General features: G+C 65.1%; 17 protein-coding genes and 1 tRNA gene. 11 read left to right on the top strand and 7 right to left on the bottom strand.

Translation table 11 applies throughout. The features are described from left to right. The 4 genes from AAGI46_06975 to AAGI46_06960 all read left to right on the top strand — a co-directional run. Positions 1 to 2,964, top strand: a 2,964-nt coding sequence (locus tag AAGI46_06975; GenBank protein MEM1011949.1) for an amino acid--tRNA ligase-related protein, incomplete at its 5' end; no start/stop codon positions are given. A 144-nt stretch (positions 2,965 to 3,108) separates the two neighbouring features. After that, on the top strand, positions 3,109 to 3,798 hold the full coding sequence (locus AAGI46_06970) for an ABC transporter ATP-binding protein (protein ID MEM1011948.1): 690 nt from the start codon (positions 3,109 to 3,111) through the stop codon (positions 3,796 to 3,798). 153 nt (positions 3,799 to 3,951) lie between these two features. Next, positions 3,952 to 5,151 (top strand): PilZ domain-containing protein, encoded by a 1,200-nt coding sequence (locus AAGI46_06965; protein ID MEM1011947.1) that lies wholly within the window; start codon positions 3,952 to 3,954, stop codon positions 5,149 to 5,151. 255 nt (positions 5,152 to 5,406) lie between these two features. Next, positions 5,407 to 6,594: a PilZ domain-containing protein gene (locus AAGI46_06960; protein ID MEM1011946.1), complete on the top strand. Its 1,188-nt coding sequence runs from the start codon at positions 5,407 to 5,409 to the stop codon at positions 6,592 to 6,594. Between the two features lie 78 nt (positions 6,595 to 6,672). Here AAGI46_06960 and AAGI46_06955 read toward each other — a convergent pair whose 3' ends face one another. The 3 genes from AAGI46_06955 to AAGI46_06945 are packed head-to-tail and all read right to left on the bottom strand — an operon-like array spanning position 6,673 to position 8,355. Beyond that, on the bottom strand, positions 6,673 to 7,185 hold the full coding sequence (locus AAGI46_06955; GenBank protein ID MEM1011945.1) for a hypothetical protein: 513 nt from the start codon (positions 7,183 to 7,185) through the stop codon (positions 6,673 to 6,675). A 25-nt stretch (positions 7,186 to 7,210) separates the two neighbouring features. Next, positions 7,211 to 7,723 (bottom strand): hypothetical protein, encoded by a 513-nt coding sequence (locus AAGI46_06950; protein ID MEM1011944.1) that lies wholly within the window; start codon positions 7,721 to 7,723, stop codon positions 7,211 to 7,213. A 38-nt stretch (positions 7,724 to 7,761) separates the two neighbouring features. After that, complete coding sequence (locus AAGI46_06945; protein ID MEM1011943.1) at positions 7,762 to 8,355, bottom strand: hypothetical protein; 594 nt, start codon at positions 8,353 to 8,355, stop codon at positions 7,762 to 7,764. Between the two features lie 129 nt (positions 8,356 to 8,484). Between AAGI46_06945 and ilvE the strand changes: the two genes are divergently transcribed. The 3 genes from ilvE (at position 8,485) to AAGI46_06930 (ending at position 10,277) form a co-directional block, all read left to right on the top strand. Then, positions 8,485 to 9,366: a branched-chain-amino-acid transaminase gene (gene ilvE / locus AAGI46_06940; GenBank protein ID MEM1011942.1), complete on the top strand. Its 882-nt coding sequence runs from the start codon at positions 8,485 to 8,487 to the stop codon at positions 9,364 to 9,366. 139 nt (positions 9,367 to 9,505) lie between these two features. Continuing rightward, positions 9,506 to 9,691 (top strand): histone H1, encoded by a 186-nt coding sequence (locus AAGI46_06935; GenBank protein ID MEM1011941.1) that lies wholly within the window; start codon positions 9,506 to 9,508, stop codon positions 9,689 to 9,691. A 166-nt stretch (positions 9,692 to 9,857) separates the two neighbouring features. Further along, positions 9,858 to 10,277, top strand: coding sequence for a 3-hydroxyacyl-ACP dehydratase FabZ family protein (locus tag AAGI46_06930; protein MEM1011940.1), 420 nt, complete (start codon positions 9,858 to 9,860; stop codon positions 10,275 to 10,277). Between the two features lie 3 nt (positions 10,278 to 10,280). Here the strand turns inward: AAGI46_06930 and AAGI46_06925 are convergent, their stop codons facing one another. Continuing rightward, positions 10,281 to 11,114, bottom strand: coding sequence for an HAD family hydrolase (locus AAGI46_06925; protein ID MEM1011939.1), 834 nt, complete (start codon positions 11,112 to 11,114; stop codon positions 10,281 to 10,283). Between the two features lie 10 nt (positions 11,115 to 11,124). After that, positions 11,125 to 11,544 (bottom strand): preQ(1) synthase, encoded by a 420-nt coding sequence (gene queF, locus AAGI46_06920; GenBank protein MEM1011938.1) that lies wholly within the window; start codon positions 11,542 to 11,544, stop codon positions 11,125 to 11,127. Between the two features lie 67 nt (positions 11,545 to 11,611). Here queF and AAGI46_06915 point away from each other — a divergent pair. Next, a tRNA-Ser gene (locus tag AAGI46_06915) sits at positions 11,612 to 11,697 on the top strand. Between the two features lie 12 nt (positions 11,698 to 11,709). Here AAGI46_06915 and AAGI46_06910 read toward each other — a convergent pair. Then, positions 11,710 to 12,834 (bottom strand): substrate-binding domain-containing protein, encoded by a 1,125-nt coding sequence (locus AAGI46_06910; GenBank protein ID MEM1011937.1) that lies wholly within the window; start codon positions 12,832 to 12,834, stop codon positions 11,710 to 11,712. 139 nt (positions 12,835 to 12,973) lie between these two features. Between AAGI46_06910 and AAGI46_06905 the strand changes: the two genes are divergently transcribed. The 3 genes from AAGI46_06905 (at position 12,974) to AAGI46_06895 (ending at position 17,719) form a co-directional block, all read left to right on the top strand. Further along, positions 12,974 to 13,684 (top strand): PEP-CTERM sorting domain-containing protein, encoded by a 711-nt coding sequence (locus tag AAGI46_06905; protein ID MEM1011936.1) that lies wholly within the window; start codon positions 12,974 to 12,976, stop codon positions 13,682 to 13,684. 82 nt (positions 13,685 to 13,766) lie between these two features. Further along, entirely contained in the window at positions 13,767 to 15,965 is a 2,199-nt protein-coding gene (locus tag AAGI46_06900; protein MEM1011935.1) for a hypothetical protein, read from the top strand. Between the two features lie 29 nt (positions 15,966 to 15,994). Then, complete coding sequence (locus AAGI46_06895) at positions 15,995 to 17,719, top strand: heparinase II/III family protein (GenBank protein ID MEM1011934.1); 1,725 nt, start codon at positions 15,995 to 15,997, stop codon at positions 17,717 to 17,719. A 102-nt stretch (positions 17,720 to 17,821) separates the two neighbouring features. On the opposite strand, the gene AAGI46_06890 is transcribed toward AAGI46_06895, so the two are convergent. After that, a complete protein-coding gene (locus tag AAGI46_06890; GenBank protein MEM1011933.1) occupies positions 17,822 to 20,881 on the bottom strand; it encodes a glycoside hydrolase family 38 C-terminal domain-containing protein in 3,060 nt (1,019 codons plus the stop codon). Positions 20,882 to 20,955 lie beyond the last annotated feature (74 nt).

Below are 20,955 nucleotides of genomic sequence, written 5' to 3'. Positions count from 1 at the left end.
GACCCCGGCTTTGCCATCACCGCCAAGTCGCTCGCCCTGCCGCCCGACAAGCACAAGGGCCTGGCCGACCCGGAGCTTCGCTATCGCCAGCGCTACGTCGACCTGTGGGCCAACCCCGAGTCGATGGACGTGATGCAGAAGCGGTTCGCGATCATCGACGCGATGCGGAACTACCTCAAGAAGCGCGGCTTCGTCGAGGTCGAGACGCCGATGCTCCAACCCATCCACGGCGGCGCCGCGGCCAGGCCGTTCGAGACCAAGCACAATGCCTACGGGATGGACTTGTTCCTCCGGATTGCCCCGGAGCTCTACCTCAAACGGCTGCTGGTGGGCGGGATGCCGAAAGTGTTCGAGATCAACCGCAACTTCCGCAACGAAGGCGTCAGCCCGAAGCACAACCCCGAGTTCACCATGCTCGAGGCCTACGAGGCCTACGGCAACTGGGAGACGATGGCGGAGCTGGTGGAGGACATGATCTGCACCGTGGCGATGGAGGTGCTGGGGACGACGAAGATCACGATTGGCGAGAAGGAAGTCGACCTCGGCAAGCGACCGTGGCGGCGGGCCACCATGGTCACACTGGTTGAAGAAACGCTTGGGTACCGGTTCGAAAAGCAGTTTCTACAGGAGAGCGATCCGACGTTTGCAGATGCATTGTTCTTAACCGTTGATGACACCATCCGCGAGGTTGTCAAGAGTCTACCGGCCCCTAGTGAGTTCGAATCGGCACTGGCTAAGTTAGATCCAGCCGTACGATCCAACCTACGAGCAGAAGATGTTGAAATCTTTCGCGGCATTCTGCCGCAGATGCCGGATTTTCTCGAGTCGATGCGACAAAAGGTTAGCGGGATCAAGCAATTACGATTGGGGACAACTCCGTCGGCAGAACTTGTCTCGCTGTTCGAGAAGTTTGTAGAGCCGAACCTGAGCGAGCCAGTCTTCGTCACGCGTGTTCCGAGCGACATCATCCCCCTCGCCCGCCCCTGCGAGGATGACCCCTATTTCTGCGACGTCTACGAGCTCGCCATCGGCGGGCAGGAGATTTCGCCGGGGTACACCGAGCTCAACGACCCCGACGTGCAAGCCCGTCTCTTCCAGGAGCAGGCCGTGGAAGACGAGGGCGAACGCCAGAAGGTCGACCACGACTTCCTCCACGCCCTCAAGGTCGGCATGCCACCCGCCGGCGGTATGGGCCTCGGCGTCGATCGGCTCGTCATGCTGCTGCTGGGGCAGCCGTCGATTCGGGATGTGCTCGCGTTTCCGTTGATGAAACCGCAGTCGTTGGGTGGGCCCGGGCCCACCTCTGGCACCAACTACACACCGATGGTGGGCCAGGGCCCACCCTACTGGACCTTGTACATTCCTCTGCTCATCTCGAAGTACTTGGCCAAGCGGCGGATCGCTTGGGTGAGTGTGATTGCCGTCACGGCCTGCACGGCGCTCGTGCTGGTCGTCATCAGCGTGATGAGCGGGTGGCTCGACATGTTCCGCGGCACCTTCAAAGGCCTCAGCGGCGATGTCGTCGTGCGGAGCCGTGGGCTGGCTGGGTTTGAGAACTACGAAAAGCTGGCCGAGGCCGTGGAGCAGATCCCGGGCGTGAAGGCGGCCGTGCCGACGATCGAGTCGTACGGCGTGGTGAGCATCAACAACAGCTTCCAGGAGGCCGTCCGAGTCGTCGGTTTGCCGATCGACCGCATCGGGCTGGTCAACGGCTTTACCGACTCGCTCTACCTGAACAACCCGGAAACCTCGCCCACAGAGCCGCTCGCCGACTGGGAACGCACGGCTCCCGGTCGGGCGGCGTCGGCGGTGCAGCGGGGGCTCATCGAGCCCGAGGACGAGGCGTTCTACCGCGACGCACTCATCGCCCGCGTCCGTCAGTGGGCGGGCGAGACGGTCCGGCCGACGTTCGATCTGCCTTGGTCGGACGAGCTGTACCAGCAGTCCGTCCCACAGCGGCGGGGCAGTGGACGTGGGCCGGATCCGGCGACGTATCCCGGGGCGATCGTCGGCTCGCGCATCCTCGGCATCGGCAAGCTCGACAACCGCTGGCAAGGCCTCTGGCCCGACCAGGCGATCCCGATCCGCTTCCTCCTGCTCGCCCCCGACCCCGAAGGCGCGGCCGTCGACGTCGAGCGGCAGAAGGCGGAGTTTTCCGCGTGGATCGTCGATAACAGCCGCACCGGCATCTTCGAGGCCGACAAGAACACCGTCTACGTCGACTTTGATCTGCTGCAAAACCAGCTGCGGATGGACGCCACCGAGATCTACCCAGAAGGCATCGACCCCGAGACCGGCGAGTTCCTTGGCGAGCCCGTCACGCTGCCCGCACGGACGACCAAGCTGCACATCAGCCTGGACGAAGGCCAAGACCTCTACGCGATGCGCGACAAGATCGACGCCGTCGCCTCGGACGTCTACGGGGCGATCCCCGGCGGCGGGCAACAGTATCTTTTGCTCGACATTGACAGCTGGGACCGACAGCCATCCGTGGGTCAATTCCTCGCGGCCGTTGAGAAAGAACGAGCGCTCGTCGTGACGCTCTTTTCGTTCATCAGCATGGTGACCGTCGGCCTGATTTTGTGCGTCTTCTACATGATCGTGAAGGAGAAGACGCGCGACATCGGCATCCTCAAGAGTGTCGGCGCGACCAGCACCGGCATCGCGGGCGTCTTCCTCGGCTACGGCGCGGTCATCGGCCTGGTCGGCGGCGGGCTGGGCATCGTGCTGGGCGGGCTCATCGTCTTCTACATCAACGAGATCCACGACGCGATGGGCACGCTCCTCGACGTCCAGATCTGGGCGGCGGACACGTACATGTTCGACAAGATCCCCAACACGGTCCGTCCGCTCGAAGCCGGCGTCATCTTCGCCGCGGCCATCGTCAGCAGCATCGTCGGCGCGACGATTCCGGCGCTGCTCGCCGCGAGGCAGAGGCCGGTGGAGTCGTTGCGGTTTGAATAAGCTGCAGGGAAACGCAAAGAAGCAAAGAGACAAAGTCAGAGCAAAGGTTGCCTACAGCGAGAAGCTCATCCGATCGTCAATCCACCGGCTCTTCTCTTTGCTCGGTCTTTGCACCTTTGCTTCTTTGCGTTTCTGACTTCGATCATGCTCCTCCAAGTCGACAACCTCCAAAAGCACTTCACCATGGGCGAGCAGCTCGTGAAGGTGCTCGACGGCCTAGACTTGCAGGTCAAAGAGGGCGAGTTCCTCGCCATCGAGGGGCGTAGCGGCGAGGGGAAGTCGACGCTGCTTCACCTGCTCGGCGCCCTCGACGAGCCCGACGGCGGGACGATCACGTTCGACGGCAACACCTTCAAGAGCCTCGGCCGACGCGGCAGGGCGCGGGTTCGCAATCGCGACTTCGGCTTCGTCTTCCAGTTCTACCACCTGTTGCCGGAGCTGAACGTCCGCGAGAACACGCTTCTCGCCGCCAGCGTCGACGGCAGCCTGCTCGGCCGGCACGACTCTGAGACCAAACGGCGAGCCCTCTCACTACTCGACGCCTTCGGCCTCTCCGACCGCCTGAACCACCGCCCGGCTCAACTCTCCGGCGGCGAGCGACAGCGCGTCGCGATCGCGCGGGCACTTCTGAATCGCCCGCGAATCCTGTTCGCCGACGAGCCCACCGGCAACCTCGACGCGGCAACAGGCCGGCAGATCATGGACGTCGTCGCCGACCTCCACGCCGACCGCGGGCAGACGATCGTCATGGTCACCCACGACCGCTCGCTGGCCAAAACCGCTGACCGCGCGCTGCTCCTTCGCGAAGGCAAGCTCGTCGCTGCGCCGGACTGAACGTGCGACTATCTGACAATCGCCGACGCAGCTTTTTCGGCTGGACATTGCCCCCACTGGATCGGACATGCAGGTGGGGGCGACACCCGTCTCGTCTCCGCTCGAAGGTCGTACCAACCATTCACCTGCTGAGCGACTCGAGGGGAGTCCAAGATGATCCAGTCCCGTGTCACGCGGCCCGTCCAGCCGAGTACCAAGTCCGTTGCCGTCGGCCAATCGCTGGCGTTCGAGCAGGTCACGCACCTGCTCTGGCGAAAGGCAGACCTCATTGAAGAGGGCTTGTCCGAGAGCCTCCGCTGTCGCCGTCAGAGCGAACGACTTCCGTTCCGTCGACGCGACGTCGGCTTTGACCTGACCAGCGTCCGCGGCAATCGCCGATGGAAGACGATCACGCGGGACCTCTCGCTCGGCGGCGTCGGGCTGTTCACGCGTGGTTTCATCTATCCCGGGACACGCTGCGCGATCATGATGCCACGACACCTCGGCGGGCACGATCGCCTGGTCGGACGCGTCGCGTGGTGTGATCACCTTGCGACATCGTGGCACCACATCGGCGTGCAGTTCGACGATCAGGTCTTCCCCAAGCTCTACCTGACGCCTGATGAGTCCAAACGCTCGAGCGTGCTCTCGATATCCGGCGTTCGGCTTTCCGGTCCCGTTGTGATCGTCGATCCGGCGGAGCTGGACAGGCGCTTGCTCGAGTACCACCTTGGTGCCGCCGGTGCGAAGGTGCACGCGGCCTCATCTGTTGCTGCCGCGCTCGAGGCGATCGAACAGGTTCGCGCGTCGAACCGCGCGTACCCCGTGACGCCGGTGCTTGCCGACCTGACGTCGCTGGCACGCACGGAGTCGGTGGATTTGCCTCGGCTGTACGCCTTGCTGAGCGCGACGTCGGGCGGGCCGGTGATCCTGCTCGTCAATCCGGACGATCCGGATCCGAGGCTCGCAGAGATTCCGTCGCAGCACGTCGTGCACAAGCCCTTCACGCAGTCGAGCGTTGCGGCCGCGGTTGCCAAGCTGCTCGGCAACGATCCGGACCAGGACGAACCGATCCGCAGCTGCATGACCGACGAGCGCGGGAATGACAAAGACCTTGCCGAACTCCTCGACGCCGCCGTCCGCCGCATTCGGTCGATCGGTGCCGACCTTCAGGTTGCGGTCGAACACGACCAGCACGCCCAGGCGGAGCAACTCGTCGAGACCCTCAGAACGCTCGGCAGCAGCTTCGGCTACACGCCGCTCACCTCCGCCGCCGAGACGGTGCTTCGCTCCCTCGACGCCCGGCCCGAGCTTTCGGCATCCGGCGTCGTGATCAACCAACTCCGCAGCGTCTGCCGGCGTGTGGTGCGGTGAGTTCACGTTTGCTTGCGCGTTCGCTGCGCTCGTCAAAGTTCATGGTGACGCAGCCTGATCGATGACGTTGAATCCGTCGAAACTGGGCTGAAATCGCTCAACCAATCTGGCAAGTCTGCCGATCCTTCAGGTGGACACGATGCGCGCCGACCGCGGCGGCACCGTGGTCGGGCGTGCACTCCGCCGCAGCTCGTTGCTGTGGGCTACTTACCGGACGCACTTTCTACCGAGGGAGGTTTACTTCGGGGCATTCCAATGACTCTTTCCATCAATTCCACACAGTCGCATTCCGATGCGGTGGGGGTGTCGCCGAGCCGAACAGGTCCAACAGACGAGGAGCTCGATCAACTCTGGCACAAGGCCGACATCCTCGAAGAGAAGGTGCCCCAGGCCGATCGTGATCTGCGAGGCAGCGAACGCATCCCATTCCGACGCCGCGACGTCGAACTCAATCTGCAGTCGGAACGCGGATGCCGGCAGTGGCGGACCGTCACCCGAGACCTTTCGAGCACCGGCATCGGGCTGTTCACTCGCGGCTTCGTGTACGTCGGCACCCGCTGCGAGCTCGTCCTTCCTCGCCACCTCGGCGGGCACGACCTCGTCGTCGGAAACGTGGTCTGGTGCGATCACCTCGCAAGCACCTGGCACCACGTCGGAATCGAATTCGACACGAAGATCTTCCCACTCCTCTATCTCTCGCCCGAAGAGTCGAAGAAGGCTCCGGCGGTCGAACAGACGACAGCTCGACTCAGCGGCCCCGTGCTGGTGCTGGATCCGATCTCGCTCGATCGGCAGTTGCTTGCCTTCCATCTGACCGCCTCCGGAGCAGAGCCCATCCCGTGTGCGACCGTCGCTGACGCAGAAGAAGCAGCTGCGGCAATCGCGTCCGGTGATTGTCCGATGGCATCGCCCCCGGTACTCGCAGACGTTGAAGCTCTTGCCGAAGCGCAGAACATCGCGCCGGCCGACGTCTTCGCACAACTGGAGGACCGATACGGCGACTCGTTGATCGTCCTGGAGAAGACTGAGAACGCATGTCAGCTCTCCCCGAAAAACGTCCTCAAAACCCCATTCACGAAGGCGTCCACGGCGGCCGCGGTTGCTGAACTGCTCGGCGGAGCCGCCGGCGACGACACGGCGATCAAGAGCAACCTCATCGAGGACGGGCCACCAGACGGCGACCTGGCAGACCTACTCGACGCGGCAGTGAGGCGAATTCAATCCGTTGGCACAGACCTTCAGGCAAGTGTCGCCAATCGCGATCTGCATGCATGCCGCGCGGCGTGCGACACACTCAAAACGCTCGGACAGAGCTTCGGCTACGCGCCACTCACCACCGCTGCGGACTCAGCCCTTCGAGCACTGGACGCCACGCTGGACCTGTCCATGTCCACCAGCGTTCTCGCGCAGCTCCGCAGCGTCTGCCGGCGTGTAGCGCGTTGATTGATCTGAGAAAAGTGAGTCGTTGTCGTCCGCAGCGCCCGCTGACGCGGGCGGCTAGCTTTGTCTCGAGGCGATCCGCTAGCGATCGAACGGATCGTCGTCGTCGCTGTCGTTAATCGAGAGCCACACCAGACCGACGAGCGCGGCACCGCCCAGCACGACGACGGCACCCGTCAGCACCGCTTTCCCGGTGACTTTCAGACCCGTTCCCGCGGCGCGGACCGGACGGTCGAGTGGGCCGAGTCGGTTTTCGCTCGTCGCCCAGGCGACGTACAGCGCGTCGTCCGGCGGGACGCCGAGGGCTTGGCGGGTGGTGCTGTACGTCGCAAAGAGCTGTTCGCCGTCGTGTTCGAAGCCGAGCCGATCGCCGTCGCGTGCCCGGACTGTCACGTCCTGCCAAGGCCGAAGCCAGCCGTCGTGCGACTGGACGGCCACCGTGTACTCCCCCGACCGCGGGGCGGCCTTGTCGACGGCGGTTCCAGCGTGTCGGTCCGGATACCACCGGATCGGCTTGTCGTAGCTGTCGTAACTGCACCCGATCGGGCCGAGCAGCAGTGTGGCGATCAGTGCCGGCAGCAGGATGAGCCGCATGGCGGCAAGATAGCAGGGATCGGCATCAAGGTAAGGCCTGGCCGAGTGCATCGAAGCCGCTGTCAGGTCCGTTGCTTCCCAGGGCCGCACCAAACACGGCTGCGAAGTAGCCGACAACGACGATGAAGTCGCCGAACGCCTCGCTCAGCTCCTCCGAGGGCGCGTCCGCCAGCAGCCACGCCCACGGTCGCTCATCGATGAGACTCACCCAGACGACATATTCGACGTCGATCGGCGCTTCGATTGTCTGACGAGTGCCGTCGTGCGTCGCCCAGAGCACGCCGTCATCGTCGACCTCGAAGCCGAGCACGTCATCACGCTCCGCCTGCACGGCGACGTCGGTCAACTTGCACAACTGGCCATCAGCTTCTTGCAGGGCAACGCGATAAACGCCCGGATGGACAACGTGCTCCGTGACCGACTGCGTCGCAGAATCCCGAGCGTCGAGCTCCACGGCGAATTCGAGGACTTGCCGTTGACACCCGGCCGGGCCGAGCAGCAGCGAAGTCAAGAGGATGAGCAAGATCAGCCACCGCACCATAAGGACAATATCCCATCGAGTTGAACGCTTCGCCATCACCAGCAGCGGTTGCAGCGGCAGAGGCGGTCGCGGCAGCGTGCGTCGCCGTAGGGAGTGAGGTGGTGTCGGTCGAAATTGAAGAGGTCCTCGGCGTAGATCGTTCCCTTCGGAAGTTCGCTGCCGGTGACGGCCGCGGCGACGACTATCGCAGCGACCAACGTGAAGGTAGCCGCGATGATAATCGTGTCTTCGACCGCCCGAGCGACTGCGGCGTGGTTGGCGCTTCCGACCCACGACCACTGCTCGACTTCCGTAGCCCAGGCGACGAACTGCACGCCGGGCGGCACGGTGCCGAGGTCGATCGCAGAGTCTGGAGACATCGCCCACAGGACGCCTTGCGAATCGAGTTCGAAACCGAGGTTGTCGCCGTGGTCAACCATCGCCGTCACGCCACGCCAAGGCCGTAAGCCTCGTTCTGCGGTTTGAATCGCGACGAAGTGCTCTCCGCTTCGCTCGACCTTTGCCGCGATCACCACGTCGGCGTCTCGCTCCGGGTACCACCTGACAGCCGTTTCAACGGTTCGCGTGCTGCACCCGACCGGGCCGAGCAGCAGCACCGCCGTGAGAATGGGAAGCAGCAGAAGACGCACGCGTGTCGAACATACCACCGATGCAGGCGAAATCTGACAGAAACTAACTCGCGAGCCGATCGTTCAGCGGTGAGCGGAGCGAACCTGCTCCGCGACCCCGCACCGCCAAGGCTCCCGTAGCATTCGCTCATGGCTGCCGAGGAACAGGTCTGGATCGACGGGAGGCTCGTCAACAAGGGCGACGCCATGGTCAGCGTCTTCGACCACGGCCTGCTCTACGGCGACGGCGTGTTCGAGGGCATCCGCGCCTACGGCGGCAAGGTCTTTGAAGAACAGGCGCACCTCGACCGCTTCTACGAGTCGGCTCGCAGCATCCGGCTCGACGTGCCGTATGCGGCCGATGAGCTGTCGAGGGTCATGAGCGACTTGCTCGTCACCAATGGCTTGAACGACGCGTACATCCGGCTCGTTGCGACGCGCGGCGTGGGTGACCTCGGACTGGACCCGCGGAAGTGCCCACGAGCCAGCGTCTTCTGCATCGCCTCGACCATCACCCTCTACCCAGAGGAGCTCTACGAGAAGGGCCTGGACGTCGTGGTCGCCAGCCACTGCAAGAACCACCCGAACGCCACGCCGCCGCGGGTAAAGAGCCTCAACTACCTCAACAGCGTGCTTGGCAAGATCGAGGCCAACGACGCGGGCGTGCTGGAGGCGATCATGCTCAACCACCTCGGCCACGTCGCCGAGTGCACGGCGGACAATGTCTTTCTCGTGAAGAACGGCGTCGTCTCCACGCCGCCTGCCGAGGCCGGGATTTTGGAGGGCATCACGCGCGACGTCGTGATGCGGCTGTGCCGGCAGGAGGGCATCGAGTGCCGGGAGCGGAACCTCGTTCGGCACGATCTCTACGTCGCTGACGAGTGCTTTTTGACCGGTACGGCGGCGGAGGTGATCCCGGTGGTCAAGATCGACGGTCGGCCGATCGGAGCGGGCACGCCGGGCGAGGTGTCGCGTCGGCTGAAGCAGGCTTTCCACGCCTACGCCCGCGGCGAGCGAGATCTGCCGCGCTAGGCGGAGGTTCGTGCGCTACGCTGTATTCCGCGTTCTTTTGGTTGAACCCGTTCGGGGAAGCCGCTAGAACCCCCGTCGGCCCCGGTTGTTTCGGGGCATGGATTGACGTCCCCCTTTACTCCAGCAACGAGAAACCCTGATGAGCCTGAGCGAGTCCTACCAGCAGCTGCGTGACCTCATCGCCGAAGCCGAAGACGATGTTCGCAAGGCAGAAGGCGGCAACAAGGCAGCAGGCACGCGTGTCCGCAAGCGTCTGCAGGACGTCAAGAATCACGCCCAGGACATGCGCAAGCTCGTTCTCGAGCAGCGTGGCGGCGACGACTGATAGCCGCTGAAGCGGAACTCCAACAGGGGCAAGCGCTACGGGACAAGCTTGAGACTTGTCCCTGGTTTTGCACTGCTCCTCGACGTCGGCTGCTGCCCCTTGCCCCTGCATCCCCTCAATGCCGCCAGCGACCCTTTTTGATCTATCCACTATCGACCTCGATGCCGTGAAGCACGACATCGATGAGATTCGCCAGCACAACCCGCAGCGCGGCGACATGGAGCACCTCAACGCCGTCGTCTGGACCGACGAGGGGCGGATCATCGGCCGAAAGGACGTGACGGCGGACGAGTTCTGGGTCGAAGGGCACATCCCCGGCCGACCGCTGTTGCCAGGCGTCATCATGCTCGAAGCTGCCGCCCAGGCCAGCAGCTTCCTGACTGCGACCTACGTCGGCTGGGACGGCTTCATCGGCTTCGGTGGGCTCGAAGACGTCAAGTTCCGCACCGCCGTCGAGCCAGGGCAAACGCTCTACATCCTCTGCGAGCTGATTGAAAAGCGCCACCGCCGCATCAAGGCCAAGTGCCAAGGCGTCGTCAACGGCGGCATCGCCTTCGAGGCAACGATCATCGGCACACGCATGTGACCGTCAGCCGACAAGCTCTCTCAAAAACTCGGCCAGCCCGTCATTCGCGTGCGTGTCGATGATTCGATCCGCCGCGCGTTGGACTGGCTCTTTCGCGTTGCCCATTGCAACACCCAAACCGGCGGCCTCGATCATCGGCAGGTCGTTCATGTCGTCGCCGATCGCGATGACGTCGCCGTGTTTGATGCCGAGCTTGTCGGCGATGTGTGACACGCCGGCCCACTTGTTGACGGTGCGGTCGAAGACCTCCAACAGCTCGACGCCATAGGTCGCCAGGTCGATCTGGCATGTGACGATGTCTCCAGCGTGAAGGCGATCGAGTTCAGCGCGGGCGGCGTCGGTTTGTCGCTGCGGGCCGAGGGTGCCGATGCGCATCGTGTGCACGTGATCGAGTTCGGCCAGATCGTCAACGCGACGCGTCTTCATATCGTTGCGGGCGTTCCAGTGCAGCACGTCCTTCGGCACCGGCCGCGGGCCGAAGACGTAGTCGACACCCGCCGCCTCGCGGTCCTGCAGCACCAGCGGCGTCAGGTCGTGCTGCTCCAGGACGTCGCACGTCGAGCGTGCCAGTTCGCGATCCATCGCCTGGCGCCGGACGATCGCATCGCGAGCCAGGTCAACCGTCACAGCTCCGCCGACAAAGACGCCGAAGCCACGATGGCCGATCGCGTCGACGACGCTGGTGCTCTCGTACCACGTGCGGCCCGTCGCGATGACGACCTCATGCCCCGCACCGAGGACATGGGAATACGCATCACGCGTCGCCTCGCTGACCAGCCCGTCCGGCCCGAGCAGCGTGCCGTCGAGATCAATCGCAATGAGCTTCCGGCCAGACATCGCCCGCAGGCTAGTCACTTGTGACGGTGACCACGCCCTTGGTCCCGCCGCGGACGGCGAAGTCGCCTTCGACCTTCAGGCGGCGGGGCGAGAGCGTCTGGTGCAGATCGTCGAAGACCTGGTTGGTCACCGCCTCGTAAAACATGCCCTTGTCGCGGAACGCCAGGAAGTAGAGCTTGAGCGACTTCATCTCCACGCACACGTCGGCGGGCGTGTAGGTGATGGTGAACGTCGCGAAGTCCGGCTGGCCCGTAACGGGGCAGATGCTGGTGAACTCCGGAAAGACGAAGCGAATCTCAAAGTCCCGGCCCGGCCGGGGGTTGTCGAAGGTGTCGAGAATCGTGACCGGCTGCTCGATCTGCTCGGCAGAAAGGGCACGCGTGGGTCGACCCAGCTCCTTGGGTCCGCCGGCCTGGTCGATGGTCGCCATGGTCAAGCGTAGTTCGCCACGCATTGTCCGCACGTGGCGACGTCGTCGCGTCTACCATCGCGGCCCCGGAGAGGTGCCCGAGTGGCTGAAGGGGCAGCACTGGAAATGCTGTGTGCGGTTTCCGTACCGGGGGTTCGAATCCCCCTCTCTCCGCTTCGGGCCGGGCTAACGCTCGGCCCGATACACGCCCGGGCTTTGGCCGTGGCTTTGGGAGAAGGCGTTGGAAAATCCCTGGGCGGTCTTGAAGCCGCAGCGTCGGGCGACTTCCGCCACCGGCAGGTTGGTCGTCGCGAGCAGGTCTCTGGCCAACGTGAGACGGACGCGTTGGATCTGCTTGCCGATCGGCCGGCCGACTGCTTTGACGAATCGGCTTTCGAGACCGCGTCGGGACAGCGACGACTGTCGATGCACGTCCTCCGCCGTCAGGCCCGTCGGGGCGAGGCGGCGAATCAGGTCCAGTGCTCGCATCACCTCACGATCGCCCAGACGCAGCGGATCGCTGCTTCGCCTGGCCGCGACGAATCGTGGCGGCAGGGCGATCGACACATCTCGACGACCACCGCTTTGCTCCATGCGCTCTGCCAACAGTTCGACGGCCGTCCGACCCGCACGCGTTCCTGGCAGGGCGACGCTGCTCATCGGCGGGGCGGTGAGTTCGCAGTAGTCCTCCTCGTTGCCGGTCGACACCAAAGCCAGCCGATCCGGCACGACCACCCCGATCCGCCGGGCCAGGTGCAGCACGTCGTGGCCGAGCCGATCGGACGGACAGAACAAGCCGCACGGCTCGGGCAGCTTGTCAAACAGCGTTATTCGCTCCGACTCGGCTTCACTCGTCGGATCGTGCACCACCGTGACGCGACATCCCGCTTCCCGCGCCTGTCGACAGAACCCCGCCGCCCGAGCTCGCTGGTAGTCGCGGTGAGGAGCGAACCACGTCGCCAAGTTGCGGTGACCCTGGTCGAGCAAGTGCTCCGCCGCCATTCTGCCGATGGCGGCGTGGTCCCAGGTGACGTCGATGCGATCGACGCGTTTGAGGCTCGACCCGACCGTCACGTGCGGCACGTCTTCCAGCTGTCGAAGCTGCGTCGCGTTGAGGAGATCGAAGCCCGCGATGATGCCCGCGACGCCCAGGTCTTTGGGCTCAGGCCAATTGCCCGTCCCGACCCACGGCAGATACAGCTCCCACCCCCGTCCCGCCGCCGCTTCGCGAACGCCAAGCAGGACGTCGCGGATGTACGAGTGCCACGGCAGCATGTAGAGCCCGATCACGATCGGCGGTGCCACGGCCACGCCTGAACGCTAGACACATTGCGCAATTGGTGAACCCAAGTGCGTGAAATTGCAATTCTCGGCGGCTGTGGCGAGGTACTTTTTAACGTCTGTCGGCACGCTCTGCCGTCATCCCGCCACCACTTCGACCCCGAGAAACATGCGAACCGCGCTCTGTGCCGCTCTTTTGCTCACGGCTGTCAGTCATGCCACCGGAGCCACCATCCCGTTCAGCGAAGACTTCGACGACAACGTCGCCGACGGCTTCAGCGTCTCCAGCGGCTGGACCGCTCAGAACCAGCAGTACGAGGTCGACATCCTCGGCGCGGGACTGACGCGCACCAGCAGCGTCGAGCTCACCAACGCCGACGGCGTGCCGATCGTCGTTTCGTCCGACTTCAACCTGTCGAGCCTCGACGGCAACGTCGGTTTCGCTTCGTTCAGCGACACGGCATCCGGGACGCCGTTCTACCTCACGGACTTTGACGCGTCGGGCAATCTGCGCATCTTCGAGATTGCCGGCAGCAACACGCAGCTCGACAGTGGGACGACCTTTGAGCCCGGCCAGTCCTTCAGCCTCGGCACGACCTACACGCTCACCGCGACCTTCACGCCCGATGGCACAGGCGGGCTCGACATCGTGAGCGAGCTTTTCGACGGCACGACGCTCGTCGCCTCCGCCAGCGGCAACGATCCGACCGCGCTCACCGGCGACTTCTTCGGCTACCGCGGCCGAACGACCACGAGCAGCCAGAGCAACAGCATCGCCGGCTTCGGCGACAACTTCTCGGTCACGGTCGTCCCCGAGCCGGCCAGCGTCGGCGCGATCGGCTTCGGCCTGCTCCTGGCGGCCCGGCGTCGCACGCGCTGAGCCCCAGACGCCCGCTTACTTTCCGATCACCCGCCGCGGTTCTGCTCTGGGCAGGACCGCGGCGATCTTGTAAAGTGTTCACATGTTACAAAGGGTCCTCATCGCGTCGATGGTCTCTGCGTTCGGCGGATCGACCGCCTTGGCCGAAGTCTCACCCGGGCCGTGGCAGCGCGTGCCGTGGGTCAGCCAGGAGCACCGCGATGCCGGCGTCCGCATCGGCGGCGAAGGCGCTCAGTGGCCCGGCGACCTCGCCATCGACCAGACCGACGGCAGCCTCATGGTCTTTGCGACCGACGTCGGCGGCCTGTATCGCAGCACGGATCAGGGAAAAACCTGGGAACCCGCCAACGTCGGCTTCACGCCTCGCGGCGCACGCGACGTCGAGATCGACCCGAACAACCCGCAACGCGTCCTGGCTATCGGGTCCAACTCGCTGGCACGCGACATCCACGGCGTCTGGCTCAGCGAGGACGGCGCTGCCTCGTGGGAGATCGTCGAGCCCGCCAACATGGGCGGCATGCGCGACCGCCGAAGGTCCGTCGTCTTCGACCCGGCGAGTTACGACGCATCGACCGAACTGACCAGACGCGTCTATTGGTCCCGAACCAACGAGAAGGTCATCCAGTTCGGCAAGCGGCCCGATCCGAAGCCCGGGCTCTACCGCAGCGACGACGGCGGACGGATCTGGCAACGCCTTGGCGAGTCGGCCGACGTCGCCGGTGCCAGCGAGATCGAGGTGCACCCGACCACCGGCCGCGTCTACGCCGGCAACGAGAACGGCTTCTTCCTCAGCGACGACGGCGGCGAGACGTTCCGCAAGACCAGCGACCTGTCGATCACGACCGTCGCGACGCACAAGGACTATCCCGATCGCGTCTGGGCAGCGACGGCGACCGCGCTGCACCTCAGCGAAGACGCTGGCGAGACCTGGTCGCCCATGGAGACGGTCGGCCTCGATGAGCCGCTGACGATGCCCGACGGCTCGACGGACACGCTGCGGACCGACGTTCGCTTCGAGGGCTTGATGATCAGCCCGGCCGACGCGAATCGGCTGGCGATGCGTTCGCTGGCCGACGACTGGCAGTGGCGCAAGCACGTTTCGGACGACGGTGGGAAGTCCTGGCAAGTCGCACCGACTTCGGCGGAACTCGCCTTCTTGCCGCAGAACGCTCGGCAGTACACGTTCGCCTGGCATCCGACCGATCCGGACCGCGTCTGGAGCTACGGCGGGGACTGGATCACCGCGAGCACCGACGGCGGCCAGTCGTTCGCCTGGGCCAGCGAAGGCCAAAACGCCGTCCTGGTCGGCGGAGGCGTCGCATTCAACCCGCACCATCCCGAACTGATCTTCCTCGGAAGTCAGGACTACAACGGTGCCGTCACGCACGATGGCGGCCACACGTGGACCTACACGAACGCCTCCGGCAAAGAGTGGGGCGGCTTCACCTACGGCGGAGTGGCGATCAACCCGGCCGTCCTGGTCGTCGGCCTGGCCCCGAGTTGGACTGGCGATCGCCAGCTCCGGATCAGCAAGGACGGCGGCGAGACCTGGGCCGACGTCGTGGGCGTTTCCTGGGCCAAGAACCGAGGCCAGCCGGGCTTCGGCTCCAGCCGCGGCTACGTCCATCCGACCCAGCCCGACACCGCGTTCGTCTCACGCTTCCGCACCACCGACGCGGGCGAAACCTGGCAGCCGATGGATGGCGTCACGGGCGTCTACGCCCACGACAGCTTGGGCCGCGTCTACGGACTCAACCAGCAGTTCCGCGACACCGCCTACGTCGTCCGTAGCGACGACGGCGGAACGACCTGGACGCCGATCGCCGAGCACCCCGGCCTGCTTATGAACGTCAGCGTCACCGCCGATGGCACCACCGCTTACTCGACCGACATGGAGCACTTGCTCCGCTTCAACCTCGTCGACGGCGAAAGCGTCACCGGCGAGCCGATCGACTCGCCATCGGCCTCGACCGGCAGAAGGCGCGTCACCAGCGTGGCCGTCGATCCGAAGGATGCCGACGTGCTCTACATCACGCAGCACCTCGACATCGAGTCGAGCGACGTGGCCGTCTGCAAGTCGTTCGACGGCGGAGAGACGTGGCACGTGCTCAACCGCATCGAGCCACTCGACGGCACCATGCTCGACGGCGGACGAGAGTCGATCAGCGTCAACATCGACCCACGCACCGGCCACGTCTGGACGCCGACGTCGTGCTACGGAATCTGGAAGTACGTGCCGGATCGTGAGATTCGCCAGCGTGTCCTCGACGGCCGTCCGTAGCGACGTCGTCACGCCGTACGGTGCCGCCGATGTCGTCGCGAACGCCACTGCTCCTGCGTGATGCCGATTGGTCGTCGTTTCGTCGCCGCGTCGAATCGGACGAGCGACTGGCGACGCTTCGCGAACAGACGATTCACGAAGCGACGCTCATCCTCGGCCAACCCAACGCCGAGCGCGTGCTCACAGGCAAGCGGTTGCTCGCCGTCACGCGGCAGGTCCTCGCACGGAGCATTCGGCTGGCGTTGGCGTTTCGCCTGACGGACGATCGTCGCTACGCCGACCGCTTCATCGCCGAATCCAGATCCGCGTGTGCGTTCTCTGACTTCGGCCCGCACCACTACCTCGACGTCGGCGAGATGTCGCTGGCACTGGTCCTGGGGCTCGAGTGGTTCGGCGACGAGATACCTGACAGCGTGCAGCGCGAAATCCGACAGGCGCTTCGCGACAGAGTGCTCGACGCTGCAACGCCCGACGCGTGGTGGTGGACGGTCGAATCGAACTGGAGTGCCGTCTGCATGGCCGGCGTTGCCGCTGCGGCGCTGGCTCAGCCGGAGGAACATCGCCATCACGCTGGCCAACTCCATCGCATTCGTCAGAACATCGATCACGTCTTCGCCTGCTACGAGCCAGACGGCGTCTATCCCGAAGGACCGGCCTACTGGTCGTACGGCACGACCTTCGCCGTCCTGCTCATCGAGACCCTCAAGGCGCTCGGCGAAGACGACATGCTCGAAGGCGCGATCGGCAACGGCTTTGCGAAGAGCGCGACGTTTCGGCTGCTGAGCGAGGGGCCGAGCCTCCGCATGTTCAACTTTTACGACTGCCACGCACGAGATGCTTCGCTCGACCCGGCGCTCTTCTGGTTCGATGATGGCGCCTTCGACACGCGACTGCTGCGTCGCCAGATCGACTTGCTCGCGTCGGCCAAGGGTCGCAGTCGAGACGCGTATGAGGGCGCGGATCGCTACCTGCCGCTGGCACTGCTCTGGGCCGATCGCCCGATTCCGGAGGCGTCACCTAAGGATCCGCCGGCTGTCCACTGGCTCGGCCGTGGCGACCTCGAGGTCGGCATTCACGAAGACTCGGCGACCGGCAACTACCTCGCTTTCAAGTGCGGTGCCGGCAACCAGAAGCACGGCCAACTCGACGCCGGCACGTTCGTCGCCGACCTTCATAGCCGACGATTCGCGCTCGACCTCGGCGCTGAGAACTACCCGGAAGTCGAGCCGCACCTTCCTGGCTTCTGGTCAGCCAAACCCGGTTCGGATCGTTGGAAGCTGATCAGGTACCAGAACCAGTTCCACAACACGCTGACCGTCGGCGACCACCCACACGACCCCGAAGGCCTCGCGAAGATCGTCGACCGAACCGACGACGAGACCACGACGACCATCGACCTAACCGCACCGCTCGGCGGACAAGCGCGTCACGCGAGCCGCTCATTCACCTTCGGCGATGACGCGATCCGCGTGGTCGATGTGGTCGAGCAGCCGAGCGACGCCGTCCACTGGACGATGCTGACCGAAGCCGCCGTCGAACCCGCGTCGGACGGGTTCGTCTTGACGATCGACGACGTCCGCATTCGGCTCCGCGTCGCCGACGCCGCGGGCGTCGTGTTCTCAACCGCCAGAGTCGACGACGCGATCACTTCCTACGAGTCGGCCAACCCCGGCGTCACGCGTCTCCGCCTGACCCGCCCGCCAGCCGGCGTCGTTCGGTTCGACGTCACGCTTGCTCCAACACCGTCATCCTGAGTGAGCAAAGCGAGTCGAAGGACCTCGCCTGGGCATCGCGAACCAATCCAGGCGAGGTCCCTCGGCTTCGCTCGGGATGACGGAGGGTTCGGCTTTCGGGACCTATTTGCGTGTCAGCTTCACGCTGATCAGCTCGTGCGGCCGGACGTCGATCTTGGCGTCTGGCAGGGCTGTCGGCTTGTGACCACGCAGGTCGGTACGTGTCGCGGTCACACCGTCGGCCAGCCGAAGCGTCAGCGTGCCGCGTCGGCCGAGGGTTTCGTGGAGCCGCAGCGTCCAGCCGTCCGGCTCCGGCTTGGCCCAAGCGGCCGTGACGCTCGGGACACCGTCGATGCCGAGCAATCCGGCATTTGCTGGCGTCCCGTTCGTCCGCAGGACTGGCGTGAAGAGCAAGTCCGCCAGCTGCGCCGGCTGTTCGTGGCGTTCGCTGGCCGGATCGAATCGCCCGACGGCCAGACGCACGCGATGCCGGCCGATGTCGCTGAAGGCCTGGTGCCCGTCTTGGCCGTAGGCGTCGAAGTCGCGTAGCTGGACGTCCTCTTCGGCTCGGGTGATCTTCGCAGATCGGACCAGCGACACGTGCAGCAGGCCGTTGCGAGCGCCCATGCCATAGCTCGCCTCGGTCACGAGCATTAATCCGTCGCCGCCATGCGTGTCGCCGATCGCGGCCCAGCGACTGGCAGGCACTTCGAACGCGGCATCGTCGGCAATCGTGTTGCCGGTCTGGGATCGCGACGTCGACCCGTACGGCGCGCCGTAGAGCACGTTGGCCACGCGATACTCAGTCGGCCAGACGATCTTCAGCAGCGTCTGCTCATCCTGCCAATCGATGTCGGCCTCAATCTCCAGCACGGGGCTGCCGACGGCCAGCGAGAAGCTCAGCTCGACGTGGCTCTTTTGACCGACACTGCGCGACACGCGAACGGTCCGACGACCGTCGTCGCCATCGACACGCAGTTCGGCCGGCGTGTCGACGAGCTCGCCGGCACTGAGCGTGTGGCGGTCGATGTCCCACGCGTCGTAATTCGCCGGCGCGTCCGGCAAGGCGAACAGACGCCCGGCCGACCCGGCTAGCGCGACGGCGTGCCCGTCGACCGACAGCGACGACACGCCGCCGGCATCGTCGAACGTCACACGCACCCGGCCGTTGTCGAGCGTGGTGCCCTCCGCACGAACAGGCTCGGCCGGCAGTGTCTGCAACGCGTCAAGCCTCGCAACGCACAGCGGCGGTACGAGACGTGGCTTGTCGTCCAGCACGACAGCGCGTTCGCACGGCACCGGATTGAAGACCGACTCACCCTCGCCGTCGAGTCGTTCGATGGCCGCTTCGGTCTGTCGGTTCGCGATCGATTGCAGCTCGGGGTTCGTCTCGCCGTAGACCTCCTGGATGCTGCTGCCAGGAAGAATGTCGTGGAACTGGGCGAAACAGACGCGTTTCCAGTCGGCGTCGTCCATCGGCCCGTCGCCGACGATGCAGCGTGCGGCCTCGTGCAGCTGCAAGCCGCGCTCGGCCGCGCGGTACGCCTGCTTGAGCTCGACGTGCGTTGTCTGCACGCCGCGGTGGTACTCGAGGTACATCTCGCCTTGCCACGTCGGCAGCTCGTCCCGCACCTGGGCCATGCGATCAAAGAAGCCGTCGATTCGGCCCCACTGCGCTTTCGGCAGTGTCGCCAGGTTGTTCATCCGACGCGTTCGCTCACACATCGTCGCCGTCACGCCACCGCCGCCGTCGCCGTACCCGGTGCAGGCGAGCGTGTCGGGGAAGACGTCGCTCTGCCTTTGATTCATGGCCGCCCAGTCGAGCTGGCTCGGCAGGGCGGCGAGGTTGTAGTGCTCCCATGCAATGAAACCGAGCACGCTCGATCCGTCGTAGCTCTGCCACTTGAATGCCGAGTACGGAAAGCGCGTCCCGCCCGACCAGTGCATCTTGGTCGTGAAGAAGTACGGCACGTCGAAACCACTCAACAGCTGGGGCAAACACGCGGAATAGCCGAAGACATCCGGCAACCAGAGCACGCGGCTTGCATCGCCTGAGAGTGACTCGAAACCCGCTTGGCCGAGCGCGATGGCACGCACCAATGCCTCGCCGCACGGAAGCTGCGTGTCGGACTCGACGTACATCGCACCGGTCGCTTCCCAGTTTCCCTCGCCGATGCGGGCCTTGACGCGATCGATCAGTTCCGGTGCTCGCCTTTTGACGGCCTCGTAGCTGGCGGGCTGGCTGTAACCGAAGTGCAGCTCGGGATATTCGCCCATCAGGTGCTCGGCCGTCGCGAACGAGTGAACGGCCTTGAAGTCGCCGACGCGTTCGGGCCAGAGCCACGCGAGGTCGATGTGCGCGTGCCCGGTCAGTGTCGCGTGGATCGCATGTTGCTCGGCCGGCAGGTCGGCGAGGATGGCCGACGTTTTCTCGCGAAACGCTGCCGCACCGGAGCGGTCGTAGGTGTCGGCGGCGTCGGTGAGCTTGCGGAGGATCTGTCGCAACATCGGCGGGGCGGCCTCGACGGGCGTGCGGTAGCCACCGCTGTTGAACAGCTCGCCGCTGGACTGGCCGATGTCGTTGCCGGCCCCCGCGCTGTAAGGGCGTGGCAGGGCTTGTCGGTAGAGCAGGTCGCACAAGCCGAGGAGGATGTCCAGGTCGTGCCATGCGTGCCATGCGTCGTCGTTGCGACGCAGAACGCTCGCGCCGCGGAACAGACTCCCTTCGGGCGAAAGCCCTTGCTTCCCGCCAGCCACCCAGATGCCGGTCCGGCAGCAGATGCTCTCAATCAGCAGCGTCGTCTCGCCTTCGGGCAGTGGCACTTCGAGGTGACCCGGATCGATGCCGTGGTGCGGTGTCCAGCCCTCGCCTTGCCGCCGATAGAGCGTGGCCTCGCCTTCGTCGTCCCACTTGAGATGGTGCCGACCTTCGAGCTTCGGCAGCTCGATGCGCCACCAGCATTGCTGGAACTTGCATCCCCACGAAAGCGGCAACGTCGCCAGATCGACCGCCCTGAACTCGTCATCGCGAACGTCCACGACTGGCCGGTGCTCGTGCGTCGCCTCGGTGCAAGCGACGGCAGTGGCGGTGTCGACAGGCTCCCAGATGGTCGATCCAATCCGCTTGGCCATCGTCCGGAGCCGCGGAGCGAGGAATTGCTGGAACGGCGTCTGCGAAATCATTGCGATGTTTGTAGCCGGTCGCGAGGCGCAAAGCGAAGCCGGCGAACCCGAAACGGTCCGCCGGCCGGCTTAGG

The sequence above is a fragment of the Planctomycetota bacterium genome (assembly GCA_038746835.1).
In the GTDB taxonomy this organism is placed as follows: Bacteria; Planctomycetota; Phycisphaerae; order Tepidisphaerales; family Tepidisphaeraceae; genus JBCDKH01.
The sequence above is the reverse complement of the archived record's forward strand: the minus strand, read 5'-3'. Positions and strand labels throughout refer to the sequence as shown.